This window comes from Anaeromyxobacter oryzisoli (assembly GCF_022690765.1).
GTDB classification, from domain to species: domain Bacteria; phylum Myxococcota; class Myxococcia; order Myxococcales; family Anaeromyxobacteraceae; genus Anaeromyxobacter; species Anaeromyxobacter oryzisoli.
Map to the genome: position 1 here is coordinate 1 of NZ_JALCZA010000001.1, position 18,286 is coordinate 18,286.

General features: G+C 76.4%; 14 protein-coding genes. 3 read left to right on the forward strand and 11 right to left on the reverse strand.

The window, feature by feature from the left end:
- Positions 1–86: 86 nt before the first annotated feature.
- The 5 genes from MNZ27_RS00005 to MNZ27_RS00025 form a co-directional block, all read right to left on the reverse strand.
- Positions 87–863, reverse strand: a complete 777-nt coding sequence (locus MNZ27_RS00005; protein WP_242391960.1) for a GIN domain-containing protein — start codon at positions 861–863, stop codon at positions 87–89.
- A 198-nt stretch (positions 864–1,061) separates the two neighbouring features.
- Entirely contained in the window at positions 1,062–2,048 is a 987-nt protein-coding gene (locus MNZ27_RS00010) for an MBL fold metallo-hydrolase (RefSeq protein ID WP_242391961.1), read from the reverse strand.
- Positions 2,049–2,073: 25 nt separating this feature from the next.
- Positions 2,074–2,877 (reverse strand): ribonuclease H-like domain-containing protein, encoded by an 804-nt coding sequence (locus tag MNZ27_RS00015; RefSeq protein WP_242391962.1) that lies wholly within the window; start codon positions 2,875–2,877, stop codon positions 2,074–2,076.
- A 52-nt stretch (positions 2,878–2,929) separates the two neighbouring features.
- On the reverse strand, positions 2,930–4,477 hold the full coding sequence (locus tag MNZ27_RS00020; protein WP_242391963.1) for a sensor histidine kinase: 1,548 nt from the start codon (positions 4,475–4,477) through the stop codon (positions 2,930–2,932).
- Positions 4,478–4,591: 114 nt separating this feature from the next.
- A complete protein-coding gene (locus MNZ27_RS00025) occupies positions 4,592–6,661 on the reverse strand; it encodes an AAA domain-containing protein (RefSeq protein ID WP_408629665.1) in 2,070 nt (689 codons plus the stop codon).
- A gap of 279 nt (positions 6,662–6,940) precedes the next feature.
- On the opposite strand from MNZ27_RS00025, the gene MNZ27_RS00030 reads away from it, so the two are divergent.
- On the forward strand, positions 6,941–9,223 hold the full coding sequence (locus tag MNZ27_RS00030; RefSeq protein WP_242391964.1) for a hybrid sensor histidine kinase/response regulator: 2,283 nt from the start codon (positions 6,941–6,943) through the stop codon (positions 9,221–9,223).
- 35 nt (positions 9,224–9,258) lie between these two features.
- Here the strand turns inward: MNZ27_RS00030 and MNZ27_RS00035 are convergent, their stop codons facing one another.
- On the reverse strand, positions 9,259–10,797 hold the full coding sequence (locus tag MNZ27_RS00035) for an ATP-binding response regulator (protein WP_242391965.1): 1,539 nt from the start codon (positions 10,795–10,797) through the stop codon (positions 9,259–9,261).
- Between the two features lie 103 nt (positions 10,798–10,900).
- On the opposite strand from MNZ27_RS00035, the gene MNZ27_RS00040 reads away from it, so the two are divergent.
- The gene (locus MNZ27_RS00040; protein WP_242391966.1) at positions 10,901–11,899 is read left to right on the forward strand and encodes a DUF6976 family protein; all 999 of its coding nucleotides are present in this window, start codon (positions 10,901–10,903) and stop codon (positions 11,897–11,899) included.
- Between the two features lie 233 nt (positions 11,900–12,132).
- Here MNZ27_RS00040 and MNZ27_RS00045 read toward each other — a convergent pair whose 3' ends face one another.
- The gene (locus MNZ27_RS00045) at positions 12,133–12,954 is read right to left on the reverse strand and encodes a phosphatase PAP2 family protein (protein ID WP_242391967.1); all 822 of its coding nucleotides are present in this window, start codon (positions 12,952–12,954) and stop codon (positions 12,133–12,135) included.
- 149 nt (positions 12,955–13,103) lie between these two features.
- Here MNZ27_RS00045 and MNZ27_RS00050 point away from each other — a divergent pair, with 149 nt between their 5' ends.
- Positions 13,104–13,427 carry a Smr/MutS family protein gene (locus tag MNZ27_RS00050; protein ID WP_408629666.1) on the forward strand — a complete coding sequence of 108 codons (324 nt, stop codon included), beginning with the start codon at positions 13,104–13,106 and terminating at the stop codon, positions 13,425–13,427.
- A 456-nt stretch (positions 13,428–13,883) separates the two neighbouring features.
- On the opposite strand, the gene MNZ27_RS00055 is transcribed toward MNZ27_RS00050, so the two are convergent.
- From MNZ27_RS00055 to MNZ27_RS00070, 4 genes are read right to left on the reverse strand one after another with little or no spacing between them, the layout of a single operon-like run.
- Positions 13,884–15,800, reverse strand: coding sequence for a hybrid sensor histidine kinase/response regulator (locus MNZ27_RS00055; RefSeq protein WP_242391968.1), 1,917 nt, complete (start codon positions 15,798–15,800; stop codon positions 13,884–13,886).
- Positions 15,764–17,188: a hypothetical protein gene (locus MNZ27_RS00060; RefSeq protein WP_242391969.1), complete on the reverse strand. Its 1,425-nt coding sequence runs from the start codon at positions 17,186–17,188 to the stop codon at positions 15,764–15,766. Before MNZ27_RS00060 ends, MNZ27_RS00055 begins: the two co-directional genes overlap by 37 nt.
- Complete coding sequence (locus MNZ27_RS00065) at positions 17,163–17,531, reverse strand: hypothetical protein (protein ID WP_242391970.1); 369 nt, start codon at positions 17,529–17,531, stop codon at positions 17,163–17,165. Before MNZ27_RS00065 ends, MNZ27_RS00060 begins: the two co-directional genes overlap by 26 nt.
- Positions 17,528–18,274 (reverse strand): sensor histidine kinase, encoded by a 747-nt coding sequence (locus tag MNZ27_RS00070; RefSeq protein ID WP_242391971.1) that lies wholly within the window; start codon positions 18,272–18,274, stop codon positions 17,528–17,530. The genes MNZ27_RS00065 and MNZ27_RS00070 overlap by 4 nt, the downstream gene beginning before the upstream one ends.
- Positions 18,275–18,286: the final 12 nt, after the last annotated feature.

Consider the following 18,286-nt stretch of genomic DNA (forward strand, 5'->3'; position numbering starts at 1 on the left):
CGGCCGTCCACGCCTCCCCGCGGGCGGCCGCCCGGCCGGCCGGCGCGGCGCGGGGCGATCGCCACCCGCGCCGGCGCCCGGGCTCGCTACGGCGACGGGGCGCAGCTCACGCGATTCCCGCTCCCGTCGTAGACGTCGCAGCCCGCTCCCGGCGCCGAGTTCTCGACCCGGCCCGGCGGCACCGCGGTGCCGGTCACGTCCTGGGTCGCGTCGAGCTGGGCGAGGGCCTCCCCGGTGAGGGCCACGCTCGCGGTGGCCACCGCGTAGTGCCGCGCGTCGAGCCGCGCGCCGGCGAGCACGACGTCGAGGGCCGGCGACGCGCCCGTCCCGGCGCCGGAGAGGAGGAGCGTGCTCCCCTCCCCGCCCTCGACCCGGAGCGCCTCCGCGGCGACCTCGCTCGCGGCGATCCGCGTCTTGCCGACCGCCCGGGCGAGGCGCAGGTCGGGCACGGAGACGGTGAGGCGGAGCGGGTTGCGGGCGGTGTAGCCGCTCAGGTACGAGACCCGCGCCACGAGCACCGGGATCCCCTCCGTCGCGTCGGTCTCGACCTTCGTCTCGACGTACGGGACGACGTTCTCGTCGCCGCTCACCACGACGCGCAGCGGCTGCCCGACGGTGACGTCGGTCTCGATCCCGTCCTCGACCTGCACGCCGACGAACGGCGAGAGCGTCGAGGTCCGGTCCTCCTCGCGGAGCACCCCGTTCCCCTGGATCGAGGGGTGGCACCCCGAGACGGCGATCGCGAGGAGCGCCGCCACGAGCGCGCCGGCCCCGCGCGCCAGGTCGGGGACGCCGCGCCTCGAGGGCTCGCGCGCGCCGCGGGACGCGCCCCTTGGGCGGGCGAGGCGGACGACGCGCGCCACCGCCGATGGTTTCCGATCGCGCTGCACGCTCCCTGCTCCTCGCGGCGCCCGCGCAAGAGGGCCGCGGGCCGGAGGCGAGGATACCTGCGCCGCCGTGGCCTGGACCATCCTCCGATGGCGTGTGTGGACGCAGGTCCCACCCGCTCGGCGGCCGCTCGCGGCGCCCGCTCCGAGGGATGGAGCCGGGGGATGGAGGGGCTACCGCGGCGGCGCCGGGGGCGCGCTCCGGGCCACCTCGAGGCTCTCGCCCACCGCGAGCACCCGGACGCGCTCCGGCGAGATCCCCCGCCGCGCCCGGGCCGCCTCGAGCCGCCGCGGCGGCTCGTCGAGCGGCTCGTCGGTGAGCTTGAACGTGCCCCAGTGCATCGCGACGAAGGTCCGGGCGCGGAGGGCCTCGAACGCCTCGAGCGCCTGCTCGGGGTTCAGGTGCTGCCGCTCCATGAACCAGCCGGGATCGTAGGCGCCGATGGGGAGGAGCGCGGCGTCGAGCGCGAACCGGGCGCCGATCTCCTCGAAGCCGTCGAACGCGGCGGTGTCGCCCGCGTGGTAGAGCGTCGCGGTGGAGCCCTCGACGACGAAGCCGCCCCACAGCGTGGAGTTCGAGTCGAGGAGGCCGCGCCGGCTCCAGTGCTGCGCCGGCACGAAGGCGATCCGGACCGCGCCCACCTGCGTCGTCTCCCACCAGGCGAGCTCGGTCGCGGGGATCCGCCGGGCCTGGAACCACCGCGCGAGGCCGAGGCCGGCCACCACCGGCGCCCGCACCCGCTCGATCGTCGGCAGGTCCAGGTGATCGTAGTGCGAGTGCGACACGAGCACGGCGTCCACCGGCGGGAGCCGCTCGACGGGCACGCCGGGCGGGACGTTCCGCTCGACCCCACCGAAGATCGACGGGAGGAGTACGGGATCGACGAGGAGCGAGACGCCGTCGAGCTGGACGAGGAAGCTCGCGTGGCCGAGCCAGGTGATCCGCGCGGGCTCGCCGGCCGCGGGCGGGCGGGCGAGCCGGTCGAGGTCCGGGGCGACCACGCGGACCGGCGCGCGCGGCGGCGACACGCGGCGACGCCCGGTGAGCCGGTCCCACACGGCCCAGCGGAAGATCTTCCCGACCGAGTGCGGCCGCGAGCCGTCGAGGTTCACGTAGCGACCGTCGTCGTCGCGGGGCTGGGCGGGGGCGGAGGCGGGCATGGGAGGTGTCCGGGGCGGCGCCGGGTCAATCCAGGGCGAGCAGGAGCTTCGTCACATCGTAGCGGACGTCGCCGCGCTCGGACACTGGCACCGGCTCGGCCGGCAGCCGGAGCCGCTCGATCATCCGGTTGTAGCCGAGGTCCATCAGGGGTCTCAGGTTGACCGCGTCGAGCAGGTTGTACTCCGCGAGCAGGCGGAGGGCGCCCGCCTCGCCCGCCTGGTGCGCCCGCCAGAGCCGGACCGCGTCGCGGCCGGTGAGGCCGTGGAGGTGCGGAGGGCGCCCCACGCCCGTCTCGGCCTCGAGCCGCTTCAGCCCGCCCGCGTGCCCCAGGCGGCGCCACAGGACGTAGAGGTCCACGTGCGCGAGCGGCGGGCGCCACCCCGGGAACGCCCGGCGGAGCGCGGGCACGTCGAAGGCCGCGCCGTTGAAGGTGACGAGGAGCTTCCAGCCGCCGGTGGCCTCCGGGAAGCGGTCGAGGTCGCGGCCGGCGACGAAGATCCGGGGACCGTTCCGGTCCAGGACGGCGACGCAGGTGAGGTCCTCCCCGTCGCTCTCGACGTCGAGGAACGCCGCGTCGGCGGCGAAGGCGGCGTAGAGGCGCCAGCGCTCGGCGCGGGGGAGCATCGCCGCGAGCGCCTCGGCGTCCCCCGCGGCCAGGGCGACCTCGGCGCGGGCCACCGCGTCGGCGAGGCGGGGCCGGAGCCGCGGGGAGATCGCGGTGTCCGGCGCGCCCGGGAGCTCGGCCCAGCGCCGGACGCCGGCGTTCCAGAGGCGCGACTCGAACCACGGCCCGATCCCGGGCGCGAGCCGGAAGGTGCTGCGGATCACCCGCGGGACTGTACGGCGCGCGGTCGGCTCGCGCCAGGGCAGGGCTCGAGACCTACTCGACGCCCTCGCGGCCCGCAGCGGGGAGGTGGATCCGGAAGGTGCTGCCCTGGCCGAGCGCGCTCACCGCCTCGATCCGGCCGCGGTGCGCCTCGACGAGCAGGCGGGTGATGTAGAGGCCGAGCCCGAGCCCCTCGGGCCGGCGCGCCCCGCGGGCGCGGTAATAGCGGTCGAAGACGTGCGCCAGGTCCTCCGGCGCGATGCCGACGCCCCGGTCGGACACGGCGATCCCGACCGCGGCGCCGCCGTCCTCCGGCCCGACCGCGACCGTCACGGGCGCCTGGCCGGGCGAGTACTTGAGCGCGTTCGAGAGGAGGTTCGTGAGGATCCGCTCGAGCCGCGCCGGATCGGCGAGCAGCGGCGGCAGCCCGGGCTCGAGCTCGAGGGCGACCCGGTCCACCTCGAGCCCGCCCCGGAGGCGCTCGACCAGCTCGGGGAGGAGGCTCGCGAGGTCCACCGGGATCGGGGCGAGCTGGAGCTGCCCCGCCTCGAGCAGCGTCGTCTCCACGAGGTCGTGGATCATCGTGCTCATCCGCTCGCAGCTCCGGACGATCGCGCGCGCCCGGTCCGAGACCTTCGCCGGGTCCTGCGCCGCCTGCCGGAGGAGGTGGGCCTGGGTGTAGACGGCGTTGAGCGGCGTCCGCAGGTCGTGGCTGATCATCCGCACGAGGTCGTCCCGCGCGTCCTCGAGCGCGTGCACCGCGCTCTCGTCGGAGAGCGTCAACACCGCCCCGGCGACCCGGTTGTCCGGGGCCCGGACCGCCGCCGAGCTCGCGAGGAGCCAGCGCTCCGCGCTCGACGGCGTCGCCACGCGGAGGTGCGCGCCGAGCACGGTCTCGCCCGCGAGCGCGCGCGTCACCGGCGCGTCCTCCGGCGCGAGCGGGCGCCCGTCGGCGGCGGTGAACCGGCGCCAGAGCCCCGGGCTCGCGAGGGCCGTCCGCGGATCGACGCCCTCCCGCTCCACCAGCCGCGCGGCGCTGCCGTTGTAGCGGAGCACCTCGCCGCGCGCGTCGTAGAGCACGAACCCGTCGGGGATCGCGTCGATCACCGCGTCCAGCTCCGCGGCGCGCCGCAGGGCGTGGTCGAGCGCGGCCTCGGCGCTCCGGCGGGCGAGGACGAACGCGGTGGTCTCCCAGAGCTCGAGGAGGAGCGCGGGGCAGCCGGCGTGCCGGAGCGGGCGCGCGCGGCAGGAGAACCACCGCGTCGCCGGGCCGAACGGGACCGGGTGGTCCTCGAGGTGGAGCGGCTGGCCGTTCAGGAGGGCGCGCCGAAGGTTCGGGATGCGGGCGGCAGGCAGGGGCGACAGCTCCGGCACGGTGCGGGAGACCGGATCGACCTCCGGCGCGGAGGTGAGCGCGCGGTACGCCCAGTTGACCCGGACGTACCGCAGGTCCTCTCCCACGACGAGGGCGAGCCCTGCCGCCGACGCGTCGAAGACCGCCGCGAGGAGCTCGCGGTCGTCGGCGTCACGCTGCGTGGAGGCGACGAAGGCGCCTCCCGCGCCCCCCGGACCCGCGACCGGGCCAACGACCCTGCTCGCCATGGGATCTCCCCCCAGAGACCGGGCGGCATCTTACGACGTCCAACGGGCTCGCGCCCGGATTCGACCCGACGGCGGGCCCGATTACACGATCTGTCGCACCCGGGCGGGCCAGCGTCAATCCCCGCCGGCGAGCGACGCGTCCCGCTCCCAGGCGCTCCGCCATGCGCCGACGTCCTGGGCGTGCCTGAAGAATCGCTCGTAGAAGGGATGGCGCGACACGGTGGCGCCGTCGCCGATCACCACCAGCTTGGAGCGCGCCCGGGTCAGGGCGACGTTCATGCGGCGGATGTCGGCGAGGAACCCGACCTCGCCCCGGTCGTTCGAACGGACGAGGGAGACGATCACCGCCTCCTTCTCCCTCCCCTGGAAGCCGTCCACCGTGTCCACCTCGAGGCCGCGATCGAGCCAGGCGGAGAGCCGCTCGCGGATCCGCTGCACCTGCGCGTCGTAGGTGGCGATCACCGCGACCTCCCCCGGCGCGACGCCGAGGGCGAGGAGCCGCTCCGCCTCCGCCCCCGCGAGATCGGCCTCGCCCGGGTTCTGCTTCGAGTCGGAGCCCTCGGGCGTCTCCTCCTCGAAGCCGCGCCCGGCCGTGTCGATCACCTCGAGCGGCGCGCCGTCGAGGGCGCGCGACGCCACCGCGGGGTGCGCCCGGAGGGCGCCGCCGTAGACCGCCGCCGAGGGGAACGCCATGATCGCCGCGTTCATCCGGTGCTGCTCGGCGAGCGTGACCTTCACCGCGTCGCCGTGCGCCAGGGCGAGCCGCTCGAACAGCGAGATCCCCAGGCCGCCCGCCTGCGCCGCGGCGGAGAGGACCGTCGGCGGGAGCTGCAGGTGATCGCCCGCGAGCACCGCCCGCTCGGCGCGGAGGAGCGCGAGCACGGTCGCGGGCTCCACCGCCTGGGTCGCCTCGTCCACCACCGCGAGCGCGAAGCGCCGCGCGGCGAGGGCGGGGGCGTCGAGGGAGGTGAGCGTGGCGAGCACCACGTCGGCGCGGTCGAGCACCTCGGCCTCGGCGCGGGCCTCCAGGGCGCGGGCCTCCGCGAGCAGCGCCCGGGCGTCGCGCTCCGCGGCGCGGGCCTCGCTGAAGCGTCCGGGGCCGCGCCGCGCCTTGCGCTTCCGGGCGTCGCGGCGGAGCGCGAGCGCCTCCTCGACGAGCCCCTTCGCGATGCGCGCCGCCTCGTGATCCGCCACCCGCGCCTCGAGCGTGTGCGCGAGCACCGCCGGCAGCACGCGGGCGGGGTGGCCGACCCGCACGCAGGAGAGCCCCGCCGCGGCGAGCCGCTCGACCAGGTTGTCCACCGCGAGGTTGGAGGGGGCCGCGGCGAGCACCTTCTCGCCGCGCGCGGCCGCCCGGCGGATCACCTCCACGAGGACGGTGGTCTTGCCGGTGCCGGGCGGGCCGTGCACCAGGGCGAGATCCTCGGCGCGGTCGGCGAGGTCGAGCGCGGCGCGCTGCTCGCCGTTCAGGGCCGCCTCGAGCGCCGGGCCACGCGGGCGGGGGAGGAACCGCGGCGGCGCCCCCGAGAGCGGCCCGTGCCAGCGCCTCCCGGCGCGGTCGGTCCGGAGCCGGGAGAGGCCGGCCGCGAGCCGCTCCCAGGTCACCGGCGAGGGCTCGAGCTCGAGCACCACCCGACCGTCGGTCGCCCACTCCGGCGGCGGCTCGTCGAACGCGACCGCCATCTGGGTCCGCGTGCGCCGGGCGACCACCCCGGTGGGCGCGTCGTCCCGGACCTCGCGCCGGAGCGCCACCGACACGAGGCTGCCCGCGCCGATGCGTCCGCCGGGGAGCGGGCGCCCCCCGCGCGCGAAGGTGACCAGGGTTCGCCCGGCGAGGGCGCCCTCCTCCGCCGCCTCGACGTCGGCGAGGGCGAGCCCGCGCGCCTCGCGCTCGGCGAGCGAGAGCCGCGCCCTGCCCTCGGCGAAGCGCGCACGCTCCTCCTCGCGCTCGGCGGCGAGGAGCCCGGCCAGCCGGTCGATGTGATCCGAGAGATCCAGGGCGCTGACGTATAGTCCGCCGCCCGCCCCTGCGCGAGCGCCGCACTCGCACGCGTGAGCGTGGCCGGAGCGCGTGCCCGGAACCCCGCCATCCGACGCCGGCCGCCCGCCCCCTCGACCGAGAGAAGTTCCGATCCCCGACCGAGGGCCACCCGGCCACCCGACCGAGAGAAGTTCGCGGGCCACCCGACCGGGCCACCCGACCGAGAGAAGTTCGACTGCGCGCCGGCACCGCGGGGCAGCATCCCCCCATCGGACCGGGGCGCCGGGCACCCCCGAGGCGGCAGCGACCCGCCGCGCCAATGAGGGCCGATCGTCAGCTAGTCCCCCGATCACGGGACAATGCCGGAAAAGGCGCGGTCCGTTCGCGGGCGAACGGATCATGCATCCAGGGGCGACGTGCCCGTGATCCCGTCCTCCGCCGACCCGTCAGGCGCACCGGGCTCCTCCCAGGAGGATCCGGCGTTGACGGCGGCGCTCCTGCGTCTGGTGGCGGGACGGGCCCCGCTCGGGTTCGCGGTCTGCGGTCCACGCGGCGAGCTCCTCGCGATGAACCGGACGCTCGCCGAGCTGTTCGGCGTGACGACCGGGGAGGTCGCCGCGATCCACGCCCTCGGCCGGACGCCCGAGGCTCGCGCGGCGCTCGCCACGGCGCTGTCGATGCGGACCCTCGACGCCACGGCGTGGCGCTGGAAGATGCTGCACGAGGGCTCCTCGGGCGCGCCGGAGGAGCTCGCGCTGACCGACGGCCGGGTCCTCGAGCGGTCCTGCATCGCGAGCGCGGGCCCCGCGACGATCGCGGCCTTCTACCGTGACGTCTCCCTGCGGCGCCGCAACCACGCCGAGCTCGCCGCCCGGGCGAGCCAGCAGGCCGCGCTCGCGGTCCTCGGGGAGCTCGCGATGAGCGCGGAGGAGGTGGAGCCGCTCCTCCACGCCGCCTGCGCGTCGATCGCCGAGGTGCTGGAGGCGGACGCCGCCGCCGTCTGGGACCAGCCGGAGGGCCGGGTCACGATCGTCGCCGGCGCCGGGATCCAGAAGGGTCCGCTGGACGGCGCCTCGCCGGCGGCGGCGCTCGGGTTCCGGACCGCCGCCGAGGTGGCGCTCTTCGGGTGCGAGCGCAGGGTCCTCGGGGCGTACGCCCGAGACGAGCGCGCCTTCTCCGCGGACGAGGTGCGCTTCCTCGAGACGGCGGCGAGCCTCCTCTCCACGGCGCTCGCGCGGCGGCGCGCCGAGGAGGAGGTCATCGACCGCGAGCGCGAGGGGCGCGCGGTGTTCGAGGCGGCGCTCGACGCCATGCTGGTCTTCGACGACGACGGCGTGATCCGGGACGCGAACGCGGCGGCGGGGACGCTCCTCGGCACGACGCCCGCGGCGCTGGTCGGGCGGAGCATCGACACGCTCGTGCCGGTCGCCCACGACCGGCTCCCCGCGGGCCCGGGCGGCCCGTCACCTCTCCGGGAGGCCCAGGTCACCGGGCCGGACGGCCGCGCCCACCCGGTCGAGCTCGCCGTGCTCGCGGCGATCCACCCCGGCCGGCAGCTCGCGGTGATGCGCGACATCGCCGAGCGGAAGCGGCTGCACGCGCGGCTCGCCTTCGAGGACCGGCTCGTCTCCACCGGCACCCTCGCCGCCGGCGTCGCGCACGAGCTGAACAACCCCCTCGCGTACGTCAACGCGAACGTCGCCTTCCTCGCGGAGCGGCTCGAGCGCGTCCGCGAGCTGCTCGCGCGCACGCCCGGCCTCTCCCCGGAGGACGCCGACCTGACGGTCCAGCTCGCCGAGGCGGCCCGCGACGCGCGCGCGGGCGCCGAGCGGATGCGCGGCGTCATCCGGGACCTCGAGACGTTCTCCCGCGCCAGCGACGAGCCGAGCGGGGCGGTGGACCTCCGCCCGGTGATCGAGTGCTGCGTGAAGCGGGCCTGGACCGAGATCGGCCACCGCGCCCGGCTGGTGAAGGACCTGCCCGAGCTCCCGCCGGTGCGCGGAGACGAGGCGCGCCTGAAGCAGGTGTTCCTGAACGTGCTCGTGAACGCCGCCCAGGCGATCCGCGAAGGCGGGGTGGCGGAGAACGAGATCGCGATCCGGGCGCGGCGCGACGGCGCGCGCGTGGTGGTCGAGATCCGCGACACCGGCTGCGGCATCGCGCCGGAGCACCTCCAGCGCGTGTTCGATCCCTTCTTCACGACCAAGGCGCCGGGCGCGGGCATCGGCCTGGGGCTCTCGATCTGCCACCACATCGTGACCGGGCTCGGCGGCGAGATCTCCGTGGAGCCGGCGGCGCGGGGCACCCTCGTCCGCGTCGCCCTCCCCGCGGCGGAGCGCGCCGGGCGGTCCGCCGCCCCGCCGGCGCCGGCGCCGCCGCCGGCCGGCCGCGGCCCGCGCCGCCTCGGGGACGCCGAGCCGCTGGTCGGCACCGGCCTCGCGCGGGCGCTCCGGGGCGAGCACGACGTGACGTTCGTCTCCTCCGCCCGCGCGGCGCTCGAGCGGATCGAGGGCGGCGCCCCGTTCGACCTCGTGCTGACCGACCTGCTCATGCCCGGGATGAGCGGCGTGGACCTCTACCGCGCGCTCGGGCGGCGGGACCCGCGCCTCGCCCGGCGGGTGATCTTCCTCACCGGCGGGGCGTTCACGCCGGCGGCCCGCGCCTTCCTCGCGACCGAGCCCGTGCCGTGCGTCGAGAAGCCGTTCGAGCTCGACGCGATCCGCGGCGTCCTCGCGCGCCGCCTCGCCGAGCTGTCAGCCGCCTAGCGGCCCGCGAGCGCTCGCGACGGAGGCGCGGGCGATCAAGGGGGCACCACCGACGAGACCGCGCGGAGGAGGTCGTCGATCCCGGTCGGCTTGCCGAGGTGCAGGTCGAACCCCGCCTCCCGCGCGCGCGCGCGATCCTCCGGGCCGGCGTACCCGGTGAGCGTGATGAGGGGCGTGTCGCGGAGGGCGGGATCGGCCCGGATCGCGCGCGCGACGTCGTAGCCGTCGAGCCCGCCGGGGAGCCCGATGTCGCAGATCACGAGGTCCGGCCGGAGCCGGCGGACCGCGGCGAGCCCCGCCGCGCCGTCGCCCGCGACGGCGACCCTCATGCCCTCGAGCTCGAGCGCCTCCCGCACCGTCTCCGCGGCGTCCACGTTGTCCTCGATGACGAGGACGTGCGCGGCGCGCGGCGCGGCCGGGCGGGGCGTCGGCGTGGAGACCACCGCGGGGGCGCAGGGCAGGCGCAGCGACACCTCCGTCCCGGCGCCGCGGCCGGCGCTCGAGACCGTCACGCTGCCCCCGTGCAGCTCGACGAGCCCCTTCACGATCGCGAGCCCGAGCCCGAGCCCGCCACGCGTCCGGGCGAGGCTGCGGTCCGCCTGCGAGAACGGCTCGAAGATCCGCCCGAGGACGTCGGCGTCGATGCCCTCGCCCGTGTCGCGGACGGAGAGCAGCGCGCTGCCCGCGGCCTCGTCCTCGAGCTGCACCGTGACCGTCCCGCCCGGCGGCGTGAACCTGGCCGAGTTGAGCAGCAGGTTCCCGAGGATCTGCGCGAGCCGGGTCGGGTCGCCCTCCACCCAGGTCGGCGCGGGCGGGAGCTGCAGGACGACCCGGACGCCCGCCGCCTCGAGCCCGGCGCGGTGGTCCTCCACCGTCTCGCGGACGATCCGCGCGAGATCGACCGTCACGCGATGGAGCTCGATCCGCCCGCGGGTGATCCGCGTGACGTCGAGGAGATCGTCCACCAGCCGGGAGAGGTGCCCGACCTGCCGCTCGATCACCTCGCGGGCGCGCGCCGCGCGCCCGGGGTCGTCCCCCCCGTGCGAGAGGAGGTGGAGGGCGTTCCGGATGGGCGCGAGCGGGTTCCGCAGCTCGTGCGACAGGACCCCCAGGAACTCGTCCTTGCGCCGATCCTCCTCCTCCAGCCGCGCGGCGATGGCGCGACACCGCTCCTCGCTCTCCTGCAGCGCCCGCTCCGCCGCCTTCTCGGCGGTGAGGTCGAGGACGAACGCGGCGAGGCCGTCCTCCTGCGCCGAGATGCCGACGAGGATCGGCACCCGGGTGCCGTCCGGCCGGACGCACTCGGCGGCGTGGCGCGGACCGAGCGCGGGATCCAGGAAGTCGGGGAGCGCGCTCCCGGCGAGGCGAAACCGCTCGGCCTCGAACTCGTCGCTCGAGCGACCGACGATCCGCAGGTACTCGTCGTTCGCGAACTGGGCGGTGCCGTCACTCGCGATGAACAGGATGCCGATCGGGGCGTCGCGCGCGAACCGCTGGAACCGGGTCGCCTCCGCCTCGAGCGCGGCCATCCGGAGCTGCTGCGCCAGCAAGTTGAGGCCGGAGAGAGGGGGCATGGGCGTGCTCGGCCGGTCGGCGGCTGTCACGAACGGCTCCGCGTCTTCCTCCGATAACCCGCCCGGCGCACCGGCGCCCGGGCGCCTATGATGCATTGACCCCATGCAACGTCATCTCCTCGACGTCGACGAGGTCGCGACGCTGATCCGTCGCGGCGAGCCGCTGCTGCTCGCCGGGGACGAGAGCCGCCTCCGGCTGCTGCCGCGGGGGAGGTGGATCGCGGGGACGATCCCGTACTTCATGAGCGACGACGGCGGGATCGCCGATCGAAGCCGGATCTTCGCGGAGCGGCTCCCGGACGGGTTCGAGCACGTCGCCATCCGCCGCTATGACGAGGCCGGGATCGCGCGCGTCTACACCGATCTGCCCCCCGACGGGATGGGGGTCATCGTCGCGCCATACGGGAGCGCCGTGCACCTCTCCTTCGCGCGCAACGCGCCGCGGTACGACGGGTTCGCGACCGCCCCCCTCTTCGGCTGGATCTCGGGCGTCCACCTCTCCGAGATCGGGAGAGCGCTCCCGAGGGTGTTCGACGGCTCGACCGGAGAGGTCCTGCATCGGCACGCCGTGGTGATGCAGATCGCGATCCCTCCACGAAAGGTCGTGGACCTCGCGATCCTCAACATCTTCGAGAAGGGCGACGGCCCCGCCATCACGTTCCCCGCCACCGGCTTCACGGCCACCTCGGCCGACGTGGACGGCCAGCGCCGCGGCTTCGCGGAGTACGTGCGGGAGGCCGGGCTCGACACGCGCCTGCCCCTCGTCGCCGACTACTACGGCGCGCGGATCAACGTGAGCTTCCAGGCGGTGGACGACGCCGCGGGCGAGGTCCGGTTCTTCGCGCCGGTGTTCGCGGGCGTGCGCTATCACCACGCCCGTCCGGTCCCCGACTACGTCGCCGCGTTCGCCTCCGCGCTCCCCTCCGGGCTCGGGAACCGGATCGCGTTCTCGTGCAACTGCATCCTCAACTACGTCAACTCGTCGCTCGAGGGCAGGAAGACCGGGGACATCGTCGGCCCGATGACGTTCGGCGAGATCGCCTACCAGCTCCTGAACCAGACGATGGTCTACGTGAGCGTCCTCGACGAGGAGAACGCCTAAACGAGGGTTCGCGATTCGCGAACACCTTCGGTGTCGCGCCTCGCGCCCTCGTTTAGCCAGGTTACACGGGGGCTGCGCCCCCGCCCCGTCGAGCGAAGCTCGCCGGGGCCCCACCCCTGGCTTCGCGGGGCCCACGCGCGCTGGCGCGCGCTGTCCCGCGGGGAGGGGCGCTGCCCCTCCCCACCTGCGGTGGGGCCCCTCCCCGCTGACCGTTCTCGAATCATGATCGCCGTTTAGAACGCCACCAGCACCCCGAGCGGCAGCGGGAACACTTGTACGCGCGCGGTCGCTCCCGGCGCCTGCGCCCCGTCCTCGCGCCCGTGCAGGGCGAGCGGCACCGCGACCCCGATCGCACCGCCCAGCGCGGCGCCCACGAGCACGTCCGTGAGGTAGTGCTCGTCCCCGGCGATCCGGAGGTAGCCGACGGTCGTCGCGAGCGTCATGCCGACCGCCCACACCCACGGTGTGCTCCGGTAGCCCCGGAGCGAGGAGACGGTCCCGGCCGCCGCGGCCAGCGAGAACGCGACGGTGGTGTGGGCCGAGTAGAAGGAGAGGTTGTCGTCCGGGTCGGGGGCGCGACCCGCCGGCGCGTTGCCGTAGTGCGCGAACGGGCGCTGCCGCCCCACCGTGTACTTGACGAGCTGGTCCAGGGACCCGGCGATCCCGACCGCCTCCACCACGAAGAGGAGGTCCCGCGCCCCCTCGCGCGCGCTGCCGCCGGCGCGCGCGGCGAGGAGCTGGTGCGCCGCCACGCCGGCGGGCATGACGGCGTAGGTGAGCACGTCGGACGCCCGGCGCGGCAGGTCCACGTCGCGGGCGAGGAGGAGCTCGCGGGCGCCCGCGTCGAGGGAGTTGGTCCCGCAGACGCGGCAGCGCGCCGGCGCCAGGTCGTGCTTCAGGAGCTCGGTGCCACCCCAGAGGACGAGGGTCCCGGCGGCGATCGGGACGTCCACGGAGAGGTCGTACCGGAGCAGCCGGGGCCCGGCGGCCGCGGCCGGAGCCGGCGCAGCGGCGGCGAGGATCGCGGCGAGGGCGAGGGAGGCGGCGAGGCGCATCGCCGGAAACTACCCGATCCCGGTCGCTCGCAGGGCTCGCGCGGGGACGAGCGAAGGGGGACCGGCCTCGCGCGCCGCTCGACCGCGTAGGGGCGCCGCCCTTCGGAGGCGACGCCGCTCGCACCTGTCCACCTCGCGGTGACCTTTCGATGGCCCACCCGTCTCCGGTCGGGCTACTACCTGGCGCGATGAGCCTGGACGACGAGCACGACGCGCCGGTGCCGCTCCCGATCGACGGGCTCCTCGACCTGCACGCGTTCAGGCCGTCCGAGGTGGGCTCGCTCGTGCCGGAGTGGCTCGGCGCCTGCCGCGCGGCCGGCCTGGTCGAGCTCCGGATCGTGCACGGGAAGGGCACCGGAGCGCTCCGGCGGACGGTCGAGGCGCTCCTAGCCCGCGATCCCCGCGTGGCGTGGTTCGGGCCGGCCGGTGAGGACGCCGGCGGCTGGGGCGCGACGCTCGTGCGGCTGCGGTGACGGGCACGGATCACCGGGGCGTGCCCGAACGCGAACGCGAACCCGTACCCGTGACCGTGACCGTCACCGTGACCGTTCCCCGTATCCGTACCCGCCTCCCGCATCCCGTGGCCCGTGTCGCGTCGGGTCACGGGATCGGGCGACGGGCCACGCGATACGGTTCACGGGGCACGGGACGGTCGGTGACGGTGACGGGGACGGATCACGGGGCACGCTGTGCTGCTCGCCCTTCGACTCCGGCGCGCCGCGCGCGCCTACGCTCAGGGCGAACGGAATCGCCAGTCACGGCATGCAGGTGACCGCAGGCAGCGATCGTGCGTCGCAGCCAGGGCGAGACGCACGAGCGCGTCGCCGAGGCGGGCACAAGAGGAGCGCGCAGCGCAGGCGTACTGTTTCCGTACGCCGAGCAGCACAGCGACGAGTCTGCCCGCCGCAGGCAGCGATCGTGCGTCGTAGCTACGCGATCGCCTTCGGCGGCCCGAGCAGCCGCCGGAGATGGCCGAGCAGCGCCTCGCTCGTGAACGGCTTCTGGATGAGCTCCACGTCGCCGTCCACGAGCCGGTCCTGCACGAGCGCGTCGTCGGTGTGGCCGGTCATGAAGAGGACCTTCATCCCGGGCTGGTCGGACGCGAGCGAGTCGGCGAGCTCGGCGCCGCTCATCCGCGGCATGACGAGGTCCGCGAGGAGGAGATCGATCGGCCCGCCGCGCCGGCGCGCCGCCTCGAGCGCCTCGGCGCCGTTCCGCCCGGCGATCACCTGGTACCCGGAGCAGGCGAGGACCCGGCCGAGGAGCGTGCGGAGCGCGTCCTCGTCCTCGGCCACGACCACGGTCTCGCCGAGCCCGCGCGGCGCGGCGGCCGAGACCTGCAGCCGCACGTGCCCGGCGCGCTCGGGCGCGACGGGGAGGTACACCGTGAACGCCGTGCCCGCCTTCGGGCGCGACTCGACCCGGATCGCGCCCGCCGCCTGGCGGACGATCCCGTAGACGGTGGCGAGGCCGAGCCCGGTGCCGGTCTCCTTGGTCGTGAAGAACGGCTCGAAGATCCGGGCCCGGACGTCCTCGTCCATCCCGCAGCCGTCGTCCTTCACCGTGAGCGTCACGTAGCGCCCGGCGGGGAGCGGCAGGCCCCGGAGCGGCTCGCGGAGCTCCACGTTCTCGGTGGCGATGGAGAGCCGGCCGCCGTCGGGCATCGCCTCCCGGGCGTTCACGGCGAGGTTGATGAGCACCTGGGCGAGCTGGTCGGCGTCGGCGAGCACCGGCCAGAGCCCGTCCTGCAGCCGGGTGGTGAGCTCGATCCGCTCGCCGATGGCGCGCGAGAGGAGCCGACTCACGTCGGTCACCGCCTTGTTGAGCGACAGCAGCTCGGGGCGGAGCAGCTTCTTGCGGGAGAGCGTGAGGAGCTGGCGCGTCACGCCGACCGCGCGGTTCGCCGCCTCGACGATCCCCTCGGCGCTCTCCCGGACCCGCTCGTCGCACTCGGGCAGGTCGCGCATCAGGAGCTCGGAGTAGCCGAGGATCACCGCGAGGACGTTGGAGAAGTCGTGCGCGACCCCGCCGGCGAGCCGGCCGATCGCCTCCATCTTCTGCGCCTGCCGCAGGTTCTGCTCGAGCTCGCGCCGCTGCGCCTCCGCCCGCTCGCGCTCGGAGACGTCGCGGACGAAGACCACCCGGAGCGCCCGGTCGTGCAGCCTGAGGTCGTCCACCGTGATCTCCACCGGGAACCCGGTGCCGTCCGCCCGCCGGTGGCGCCCCGGGGCGGCGTGCAGCCCCGGGCGCGGCTCCTCGGGCTCCGCCTCCGGATCGAGGAGCTCCGCGAAGCGCAGCCGCCGGAGCGCGTCGCGGTCCCGGCCGTAGAGCCGCTCCGCGGCCGGGTTCGCGTCGTCGAGCCGCCCGCTCCCGGCGTCCACGATCAGGATCGCGTCCGAGGAGGTCTCGAACACGCCGCGGTGCAGCGCCTCGCTCTCGACGAGCCGCGACACGAGCTCGCGCTGGGAGCGCTTCATCCGGACCTTCTCGGCGGCGTTCTCCACCTTGAGGTTGAGCGCGTCGTAGTCCGACACCGGCTTCGTCACGTAGTCGTAGGCGCCGATCTGGACCGCCTGGATGGCGGAGTCGAGCGAGGCGTACCCCGTGACGAGGATCACCTCGACGTCCGGCTTCGCGGCCTTGAGCCGCCGCGCCACCTCGAGCCCGGAGCCGTCGCCGAGGTTCTTGTCCACCAGCGCGACGTCGATCTCGCCGGCCTCCGCGGCGAGCGCGAGCGCCTCGCGCGCCGAGCCGGCGAGCAGGAGGGTGCGCCCGTCGCCCTCGAGGAAGCGACGGAAGACGTCGAGGATCACGGGCTCGTCGTCGACGATGAGGATCGTCGCCATGGGACTCCTTCCAGGTCGAAGCGGAACCCGGCCGAGAGGCCGAAGGCCGCGAAGGCGCCCGCGGGCCCGCCGCTCGCGGCGAGGACCGACGCCTCGAGGTAGGGCGCGCCGGGCCGGAGCGGGAGGGCCGCCCCCACCGCGAGCCGCCCGGCCGGGGCGACGCCGGGGCCGGGCGCGGAGGGGCGAGCCCGCGCGAGGAGGGCGCCGGCCGTCGCGCTCGCCCAGACGTGGACGCGGCGCACGTCGCCGTGCAGCGCGCCGCCCGCGAGGAGCGCGCCCGCGAGGAGCCGGTCCACCCCGGCGGCACCGCCCGGGTCCGCGGCGAGCGCCTCCGCCTCCAGGCGCCACGCGAGCGGGAGCGTCCCGCCGGGGCCCGCGAGCTCGGCGGCGAGCCCGACCCGGGGACCGACGAAGCGCCCCCGGGCGTCCGCCGCGACACCGGCCCAGACCGAGGCGCTCGAGCTCGCCGGGCGCGGCGCGAGCAGCCGCTCCGGGTCCGCGGCCGCCACGCCGGGCGGCGCCTCGACCGCGCCCGCGGTGCGCTCGACCCGGAGCACGACGCGCGAGGCGGGCGATCCCGGGAGCCGCACCACGAGCCGGTCCTCGACCTCGCCGGCCCCGCCGGGCGGCAAGGTCCAGGTGCCCTCGAACGCGCCCGGCTCGCGGGCGACGAGCGCGACGCTGCCGCGGCTCGCCTCGAGCGCCGGCGCGTCGCCGCGGCGCGCGGTCCCGTGGGGCGCCACCACGTACGCGAGGACCCGGACGCTCTCCGGACGATCGGCGCGCACCGAGGCGCGGTCCACGACGGCGTGCAGGAGCGCGGTCTCCGGGACGTGGAGGTCCACGGGCGTGAAGCCCTGGTGCCCCTCCCGGACGCCGGGCGGCACCACGACGGGGATGACCGCCACGCCGTCGGCCCCCGCGACGCGCGGCCCGAAGGTCTCGTCGCCGATCCGCAGCGCGACCTGCGCGCCGGGCGCGGCGTGGACGTGCGCGTCGCCCTGGCCGGAGAGCGGCAGCGCGAGCCAGCCGTCGAGCAGGCCGTGCCCGGTGCGGGCGAGGGCGGAGACGATGGCGACCTGCGGGAACCGCGCCGCCGGCGGGCGGTAGCGCGCCGCGAAGCCTCCGCCGGGGAGCCGCCGCACCGCCTCGATCGACCCCGCGCTCGCCGAGAGCGCGACGTCCTCCACCTCGGCGGGCGCCGCGATCCGCAGGTCGGCGCCGGCGTCCCGCCCGAGCACGAGCCGCCGCGGCTCGGCGACGATCCGCAGCGTCCCCCCCGAGGCGGGGACGGCGTCCGCCGCGCGCGCGCTCGCCGCCAGCGCGGCGAGCGCGGCGGCGACGGCGAGCGCGGGGAGGCGATCAGCGAGCGGACGACGACGCACCATTCCAGTCGATCTCGACGTCCGCGTTCGCCTTCACGCAGCGCGCCTCGGGGAACGGCGCGGACGGATCCGAGGGCGCCGCGTCGGGCGAGCACGTCTCCGCGCGCGCGGCGGCCCGGCGCGCCAGGCGGGCGACCACGCCGGGGGGGACCTCGGCGGGCGAGCGGGCCCGCTCCCGCCACGCCTCGGGGGCGGGTGCCTTCACCGGGGCGAGAGTCGCCGCCGGCGCCGTTCGCGCCGGCACCGGCGCGGGCGCCTGCTCCTCGTGGGCGCGGAGGCCCGCGCGCGCGAGCGCGACGACCCCGAGGATCGCGAAGGCGCCGATCGCGACGCGGAGCCCCCTCACGGCGTCACCCCCGCCGGCGGCGCCGGCACGGTGATGCAGAACTCGGTGACCGCCCAGGGGAGCCGCGCGGGGTCGCCCTCGTCCACGAGCCAGATCCGGCCGCCGAAGCGGCTCATCAGGCGGCGCGAGAGGTGGAGGCCGAGCCCGGTGCCCTTGCCGGGCGGCTTGGTCGTGAAGCGCGGCTCGAAGAGCCGGGCGCGGTGCTCCGCGGCGATCCCGGCCCCCTCGTCGGAGAACCGGATCTCGACGCCGCGCTCCGCGGCGGGCAGGACGCGCACCGCCACGCGCCGCTCGCCGCCCACCTGCTCCACCGCGTCGAGCGCGTTGGCGAGGAGGTTCGTCGCGGCGTGCACGAGCGCCGTCGGCGCGCCGAACCCGTGGAGCGGGGCGCCCGCGGCGCTCAGGTCGAAGCGGTGCGCGAGCGGCCGGATGCGGTGGGCGAGGAGGTCCACCGCGCGCGCCACCACCGGCCCGACCTGGAACGGCGCGGGGCCGGCGTCGTCGGCGCGCAGCAGGGCCTCGTACCCGTGCACCACCTCGGCGAGGCGCGCGAGCTGCCCGCGCAGGAGCCGCCACTCCTCGTGGCGCGCGAGCTCCGCGCCGGCGACGCGCTCGAGGAGCGCCGCCGCCGCGTCCGCCCCCATGAGCGGCTGCTTGAGCTCGTGCAGCAGCCCGGGCGCGAGCAGCTCGGCGTCGAGCAGCTCGAGCGCGGGGGGCGAGGTCTGGTCCCGTGGCTCCGCCATAGAGGTTCCTCC

Coding starts and splice junctions, on each gene's coding strand:
- MNZ27_RS00010 (WP_242391961.1), bottom strand. CDS start 2,048: ATGCCCGCCTCCGCCCCCGCCCAGCCCCGCGACGACGACGGTCGCTAC.
- MNZ27_RS00020 (WP_242391963.1), bottom strand. CDS start 4,477: ATGGCGAGCAGGGTCGTTGGCCCGGTCGCGGGTCCGGGGGGCGCGGGA.
- MNZ27_RS00035 (WP_242391965.1), bottom strand. CDS start 10,797: ATGCCCCCTCTCTCCGGCCTCAACTTGCTGGCGCAGCAGCTCCGGATG.
- MNZ27_RS00040 (WP_242391966.1), top strand. CDS start 10,901: ATGCAACGTCATCTCCTCGACGTCGACGAGGTCGCGACGCTGATCCGT.
- MNZ27_RS00045 (WP_242391967.1), bottom strand. CDS start 12,954: ATGCGCCTCGCCGCCTCCCTCGCCCTCGCCGCGATCCTCGCCGCCGCT.
- MNZ27_RS00050 (WP_408629666.1), top strand. CDS start 13,104: ATGGCCCACCCGTCTCCGGTCGGGCTACTACCTGGCGCGATGAGCCTG.
- MNZ27_RS00055 (WP_242391968.1), bottom strand. CDS start 15,800: ATGGCGACGATCCTCATCGTCGACGACGAGCCCGTGATCCTCGACGTC.
- MNZ27_RS00060 (WP_242391969.1), bottom strand. CDS start 17,188: ATGGTGCGTCGTCGTCCGCTCGCTGATCGCCTCCCCGCGCTCGCCGTC.
- MNZ27_RS00070 (WP_242391971.1), bottom strand. CDS start 18,274: ATGGCGGAGCCACGGGACCAGACCTCGCCCCCCGCGCTCGAGCTGCTC.